Origin of the sequence: Achromobacter sp., from assembly GCF_050285585.1 — a bacterium.
Classification (GTDB): domain Bacteria; phylum Pseudomonadota; class Gammaproteobacteria; order Burkholderiales; family Burkholderiaceae_B; genus Achromobacter.
This window is the reverse complement of sequence record NZ_JBLZXF010000080.1, coordinates 1-4,788: the sequence shown is the minus strand read 5'-3', so window position 1 is coordinate 4,788 and position 4,788 is coordinate 1. Positions and strand designations below refer to the sequence as shown.

Annotated in this window: 6 protein-coding genes and 1 pseudogene; 5 read left to right on the top strand and 2 right to left on the bottom strand. The window is 67.2% G+C overall.

Going from position 1 to position 4,788, the window contains the following annotated elements; all coding sequences use genetic code 11:
- Together ACN6PJ_RS31035 and ACN6PJ_RS31030 are read left to right on the top strand one after the other, a co-directional pair.
- Window positions 1-85, top strand: a pseudogene (locus ACN6PJ_RS31035) (cytochrome o ubiquinol oxidase subunit IV); the annotation flags it as partial.
- Window positions 86-330: 245 nt separating this feature from the next.
- Window positions 331-951, top strand: a complete 621-nt coding sequence (locus ACN6PJ_RS31030) for a nitrogen fixation protein NifQ (RefSeq protein WP_427999472.1) — start codon at window positions 331-333, stop codon at window positions 949-951.
- 9 nt (window positions 952-960) lie between these two features.
- On the opposite strand, the gene ACN6PJ_RS31025 is transcribed toward ACN6PJ_RS31030, so the two are convergent.
- A complete protein-coding gene (locus tag ACN6PJ_RS31025) occupies window positions 961-3,042 on the bottom strand; it encodes a TonB-dependent receptor domain-containing protein (protein ID WP_427999471.1) in 2,082 nt (693 codons plus the stop codon).
- A gap of 98 nt (window positions 3,043-3,140) precedes the next feature.
- Here ACN6PJ_RS31025 and ACN6PJ_RS31020 point away from each other — a divergent pair, with 98 nt between their 5' ends.
- The 3 genes from ACN6PJ_RS31020 to ACN6PJ_RS31010 all read left to right on the top strand — a co-directional run bounded on the left by ACN6PJ_RS31020 (window position 3,141) and on the right by ACN6PJ_RS31010 (window position 4,516).
- Window positions 3,141-3,356, top strand: a complete 216-nt coding sequence (locus ACN6PJ_RS31020; RefSeq protein WP_057284224.1) for a SlyX family protein — start codon at window positions 3,141-3,143, stop codon at window positions 3,354-3,356.
- 281 nt (window positions 3,357-3,637) lie between these two features.
- On the top strand, window positions 3,638-3,994 hold the full coding sequence (locus tag ACN6PJ_RS31015) for a DUF4148 domain-containing protein (protein WP_043544482.1): 357 nt from the start codon (window positions 3,638-3,640) through the stop codon (window positions 3,992-3,994).
- 141 nt (window positions 3,995-4,135) lie between these two features.
- Window positions 4,136-4,516 carry a hypothetical protein gene (locus tag ACN6PJ_RS31010; protein WP_427999470.1) on the top strand — a complete coding sequence of 127 codons (381 nt, stop codon included), beginning with the start codon at window positions 4,136-4,138 and terminating at the stop codon, window positions 4,514-4,516.
- 81 nt (window positions 4,517-4,597) lie between these two features.
- Here ACN6PJ_RS31010 and ACN6PJ_RS31005 read toward each other — a convergent pair.
- The coding region (locus ACN6PJ_RS31005) for a phosphate acyltransferase (protein WP_427999469.1) at window positions 4,598-4,788 on the bottom strand (191 nt) is incomplete at its 5' end.

Below are 4,788 nucleotides of genomic sequence, written 5' to 3'. Positions count from 1 at the left end.
CACCGTGATGATCATCGCCATCATCGTCGGCGGTTCGGCATGGGTGCTGTACAACATGAACGTCAACATGGGTCACGTCATGTAATGACGGCTTGCCGTTGAAGCAAAAAACAGGCGCCTTCGGGCGCCTGTTTTTTTTGGGCGAATTCGATCCGGCGCCTTCGCCTTGAACGCGACGTTCGCCACGCGCGATTCTCCCGCTGCGACGCCGGCCAGCGCCGGCGCGGCCGGGTCCGGGTTTGCGCTCGGGCAAGGCGACGCCGGGCCGTTCGTTATATATTCAATTGCATAACGCTTTTGCCAACGTTTTCTCACCGCCGCGCTCCCGTCATGTCCGCAACTCCCGACACCTGCTCCCCCTGCCCCGGCACCGCCCGCGAGCTCGCCCGGGCGCTGCTGCGCCATGCGCGCGCCGGGCATCCCGACGCAGGGTTCTTTGCCGCGGTGCTGGGCAAGCGGCTGGCGCAGAAGGACCTGGCGGGCTGCGGCCTGTCCTCGCAAGAACTGGATGCGATGCTGGCGCGGCTGTTCCCCGGCGCATCGGCCTCGCCGGACGCGTCGCTGGCCGCCCTGCGCGAACAGGGCGCCGCCTACGCCGCCTTCGGGCTGGACGGCGCGCAGGCGGAATTCGCGCAATGGCTGCGCACGCTGCTGGATGCCTGGCGCGCGCCCGGGATCGACACCACGCCGTGGGTCACCGGCGTGCTGGCGCATGCCTGCCTGCGGCCCGACCATCTGTGGCGCGACCTGGGCCTGTCCGGCCGCGAGGACGTGACCGCCCTGCTGGCGCGCCACTACCCCCGCCTGATGGCGCGCAACGCGCGCCACCTGCGCTGGAAGCAATTCCTCGCCTATTCCGCCCGTGAACATGCGGGCCTGCCGCCCGCCCCGGCGCCCGGCTGTCCGGGCTGCGAAGACTACGGCGTCTGCTATCCGCCCGCGTCGCCCTGACGCGCGGCTTCAATAGCGGTAGGTGGCGCCGATGCCTGCGCCCAGGCTGCGGCCCGCGGCCGGTTCGTAATAGCGTCCGTTGGCTTCGTTGACGATCACCGAACCCGCATAGCGGCGGTCGAACAGGTTGTCCACGCGGGCATAGGCGTTCAATTCCCATGCGCCCACTTTTTTCACGTAGCCGGCGCTCAGCGCGGCCACGAAATAGCCCGGCGCATCGCCGTCGTTCGCATCGTTCACGTAGACCTTGCTCAGCAGGCGCCCCTCCACCGACGCCTGCCACCCTTCGGGTGGCGCCCAGGCCAGCGCGGCGTATGCTGCCTGGCGCGCAATGCCGGGGATGCGGTTGCCCGCTAGGATATCGCCCGGCCCATCGTCGGCGTAACGGGCGTTCAGCCACGTATAGGCGATCTGTGTGCGCCCATACCGGGCGAACTCGCCCGACCAGCCCAGCTCCACGCCATCGCGGCGCGTCCGTCCGGCGTTCCGGTAGCTGGTCCGCCCGCCCGAACTGCCCGCCGGGACGATCTCGTCGTCGGTGCGGGTGTGGAACACCGCCGCCGTCAGCAGGCCGCCTGCCAGGCGCGCCTTCACGCCTGCCTCCAGATTGGTGCTGAGCGCGGGCGCCAGGCCGAAGTTCAGACCGGGCTGACCGCCGGGCCGGTACGACAGTTCGTTCAACGTCGGCGTCTCGAAGCCGCGGCCGTACGAACCGTAAAGACTCAGGTCGGGGTCTGGCGCGTAGCGGACCGCCGCCACCGGCAAGGCCTTGCGATAGCGCGCCGCGCCGCTGTCGTCGGCGTTGCCCGGCACGACATAGTGGTCGTTGGAATCGAAGCTCACGGTGCTGTAGCGCAGGCCGGCGTCCAGGGTCCAACGCTCCGCGGGCTGCCAGGACGCCTGGACGTAGGGATCGGCGTTATAGACGGTATTGGTTTCGTCGCGCCTGAGCGCGCCCTTCACGCCCAATTGGCGGTCGGCGCCGGAGCCCGTGAAATTCTGATAGCCCTTGCGGTCTTCGCGCAAGGAATCGTAGGAGAACCCGCCCACCAGCGTCAGCGGTCGGCCCCCGACCGACGTTTCGGCGGTCCAGCGCAGGTCCGCTCCGCCATACTGGCGCTTCAGGTCGATGACCCCGCCCGCCTGGGACGGCGCCCTCTGCGCGGCAGGAGGTATCGACTGGTACTGCGACGTGTCGCGCTGCCCGTAATAGACCATCACGCGCAGCGTATTGCGGCCGTCGATCTCGCGTTCGTAGACGGCGCCGCCCTGGGTCTGCCGGACCGTCTTGCGCGTGTCGTACTGTTCGGCCAGCGGCGCCGCGCGCGGATCGTCCTGGAACTGGCGGTAGGTCAGGCCCAGGGGATCCTGCGCTTTCAGGTCCACGCTGTTGGCCACCAGGGTCAGGCGGCTGGAGGCGTCCAGTTGCAGGCCCAGCTTGGCGTTGCCCAGATTCTTGCGGGCGGCGCTATGGTCGCGGTAGCCGTCGGTGGTGAAGCGGCTCAGGTCCAGCACGTAGTCCAGGGCGCCTTCCCCCGGGACGGAGGCGCCATTGGCGCGCAAGCCGTAGCGCCAGGTCCCGTCGCTGCCGCCCCAGCCGCTGGCCGATAGCGACGGCGGCTGCACGCCATCCTCGGTGGCGACCTGGATCACGCCGCCGGAGGAATTGCCATAAAGCGCGGAGAACGGGCCGCGCAGCACCTCGACCTGGCCGATCGAGCCGATGTCGATATTCGATGTCTGGCCCTGGCCGTCCGGCATGGTGGCCGGGATGCCGTCCACATACAGGCGCACGCCGCGCACGCCGAAGGTGGAACGCGCCCCGAAGCCGCGGCTGGATATCTGCAGGTCCTGCGCATAATTCTGGCGGTTCTGGATCTGGAGGCCGGGCACCCCGGCCAGGCCTTCCGACAGATTGATTCCGGGCTGGCCCCGGCGCATCTGCGCGCCCTGCACCACGTCCACCGATGCCGGGGTATCCATGACGGACGCGCCCACGCGCGTGCCCGTGACGACGACGGCGGGAAGTTCCGGCGCGGCCGGCTGCGCCCACGCCGCGGCCGCCGGCACCGATGCCAGCAGCCCCTGCATGGCCCGACGCCTCGCGCCGGAACGCCACCCTTCCCGCTCAGCCAAACATGCCTCCCCGGCCAGACACGCATTCCTGGGAATCGGTTCTAATGGCCCCCATGGATAACTCGCAAGACATCGAACGCCGCCTGCTGGACCTGGAGGTCAAGGCCAGCTTCGCCGACGACCTGCTGGAACAGCTCAACCAGATCATCGTCCGCCAGCAGCAGCAGATAGACCGGCTATTGCGCGAAGTGGCCGACCTGCGCCAGCAGGCGCCCGAGGGCGCCGCCCCCTTCCGCAGCCTGCGCGACGAACTGCCGCCGCACTACTGACGCCTGCCCCCGACGCGGCTCTCAGCCGCGATGAGCAACGCCTGGAACTCGCCATTTCCGGCGGCGCATCCCTGCCGGAAAGACGCTCTATCGATTCCATTAATGGTAACTATAGCCAAATAGTCGGCTAATCTTTCCATTAATGAAAATATCTTTTACCGATATACGGGTTTATCCCTACTCCGATTCCGCGCAATATTGAGCCATCGGGAAACAGCAACGAAACACGACGGATAGGCCGCCGGATTCGCTCCCAAAGCTCTTGAAATCGGAGATTTACCATGAAGACCCTTGCTACCGCTTTGATGATGTCCCTGGCCGCGCTGAGCGCCGGCGCCTATGCCGCCTCGCCCAACATCGAGCCCAACAACATTCCGTTCCAGGGCGTATATGGCACGCCGTACGAAGGCCCGACCCGCGCCCAGGTGCAAGCCGAACTGGCCGCCGCCAAGGCCGCCGGCCAGGTCAGCGACGTCGAACCCAACGACATGCCCTTCCAGGGCGTGTACGGAACGCCCCACACCGGCAAGACCCGCGCCGAAGTGCGCGCCGAACTGGCCGCCGCGAAAGCCGCCGGCATGGTCTCGGACGTCGAGCCCAACGACATGCCGTTCGCCGGCGTCTACCACGCGAACTAAGCCCGCGCCGATTTACCCCTCCCCTTGTTGTACCTTGGCCGCCAGCAGTTTGGCGGCCTTTTTTGCTTTCGTTCGCGGTACGGTACTATCGGCTCAAGATCCGGCATCACACAACGACTCTACAAACCAGGGAGCCCCATCTTGAAAACCCCCCGCGTTCTCGCCTCTTTGCTCGTGGCGTGCGGCATCTCGGCCACGGCCTACGCCGCGCCGCCGGTGATGCTGAACAATGCCATCATCACCCAGATTCCCAAGGCCGACCGGAACTCGTTCCACGAAGCCGTGGCGCAGTCGCTCAACGGCTCCGCCGACGGCCAGCGCACCGAGTGGTCCAGCACCCACCAGCGCAAGAATGCCCCGCCGATCACGGTGCAGTTGACGCCCACCCAGACCAGCAAGGTCAAGAACGATCAGACCTGCCGCTTCCTCGTCGGCGACTTCGCCCGCGGCGCCACCACGGAAAAGTGGCAATTCTGGTTCTGCAAGCAGCCGGACGGCACCTGGAAGGCCAGCAGCAACTGATAGCTCGATGCGCGGCGTCTGCCGGCACCAGGCGCCGCGCACGAAAAAAGCCCCCAAGGGGGCTTTTTTTCCATCGCAGGATCAAGCCTGGGCTTCGACCCGGTTGGCGTCCAGCACCGTCATCGCCGCCATGTTGATGATGCGGCGCACGGTGGAGCTGGAGGTCAGGATGTGCACGGGCGCGTTCGCGCCCAACAGGAACGGACCCACCGCCACGTTGCCGCCCGCCGCCGTCTTGAGCAGGTTGTAGGCAATGTTGCCGGAATCCACGT